The following is a 1,510-nucleotide window of genomic DNA, read 5'->3' on the forward strand; positions in this document are numbered from 1 at the left end:
CGGCCGGCGTGATCGCCGTCCTGGCCGCTCCTGTGCTTCTGATCGTGCTCCTGATACCCGGGCAGACCGCGCAGGACTTCTACCAGGCCTGCATCACCGCGCTGGGACCCCGCGCCACCGTGCTGGCAAACCCTCCAACGACAAACTTGAGTCGCGATGAAGTCCTGTTGAGAATCGTCGATACCGCCACAACACTGGGGTTCGGCAGACAGGGAGCAACCGTGACTGTGGCGATCTCACTTCGCGCGACCGGGTTAGCGAACGCCGCAAACCCCACAGTGCCCGACACTGAGCGCTATGCGCATAGCGCCGTCATCGACGGCGACGGTGTGGGGGCACTTGGCCTGCCCTCTGCCTGGGGCACCGCCGCCGAACTGATGACCCCTGAAGTGTCCACCGCCCTGGCGCTCGACCGCATGGTTGACCGAGCGCCGAAATGGCGCGACACCGACCCAGCCGAGCTGGCCTCGCTAATCACCGGTATGCCCACCGAGGCCTTCCATGGCCCAGTCCAGACAGCACAAGCACTCCTCGACCAGCACCGCCCCACCATCGATATCGGCACCCCGACAACACGTTCATTGCCCTCGCCTTCGGCTACGCCCACTTCCACCGCCGTGGCCACAGCCAGCGCGTCAGCGCTCGTGTCCTCGGCCGACGCGCAGTCAGTCGCCTCCACCGCCCCCGAAGCCGCCTCCTGTGCCACAGCGCTGAGCACCCCGATCCCCGGTCTCACCGACCACCCCAACCCCGTCGGCCCGGCGATCGCCGGCGCAGCACAACGCCACACTGGCACCGCCGCACAAACCGATAGTCAGACCGACACCGCCACGCCACCCAACGACAGCGCCCAGTTCGTGGCCTCGGTGCTCACCGAAGCTCTGCGACAACACTTCCCTGCCACGATCACCGGACTGCTTGAGCACGGCCACCGCGCCGACGCCCCCACCGCCGGAGACCTGATCTTCACCGACATCAGCGCCAACGAAGGGCCCCACCTCGTCGGAATCGCCGTCGACCCCACAACCATGATCACGCTGCTACCTGGCCGACTCACCCCCGAACCCATCGAGATCGGACCGGCCCGACTCATCCGGCGAATCGAGGTGCCCACACCGTGAACACAGTCCTTCCTACCCAGGGCCCGCTGGATCCCAACGGCGGCGACCTCCTCGGTGCCCCCGACGGCGACAAGCAGGCCGACCAGACCACCACGACACCGCCTCCCCTCGGTAGCGAGGACACCCAGGCCGGCCCCGTACCGATCCGCGTTCCCCCACTGGGAAGCGCCGCGCAACCGCCCGCCACCGGTTCCGCAGTGCCCGCCGCCACGACGAACACCGCACCTCCGCCAGCTCCAGGTGGCCCTGCCGCACCGACGCCCACCACCACAGACACCCCCGCTGCAACACCAGACGCAGAAGCGACAACCGACGCCGACGCCGACGAGGACCAAGCCCCCTCCGACACCGAACCTGAGACCGAACCCGATGCCGACGCCGAACCGGAG

Annotated in this window: 1 protein-coding gene and 1 pseudogene; both read left to right on the top strand. The window is 68.2% G+C overall.

What is annotated here, in order from left to right; genetic code table 11:
* On the top strand, window positions 1-1,121 hold a 1,121-nt coding region (locus MSZK_RS20405; protein WP_099250453.1), incomplete at its 5' end, for a hypothetical protein.
* Window positions 1,118-1,510 (top strand): annotated as a pseudogene (locus tag MSZK_RS20410) (glycoside hydrolase); the annotation flags it as partial. The gene MSZK_RS20405 and the pseudogene MSZK_RS20410, both read left to right, overlap by 4 nt.

Origin of the sequence: Mycobacterium sp. shizuoka-1, assembly GCF_002723835.1 — a bacterium.
GTDB lineage: Bacteria > Actinomycetota > Actinomycetes > Mycobacteriales > Mycobacteriaceae > Mycobacterium.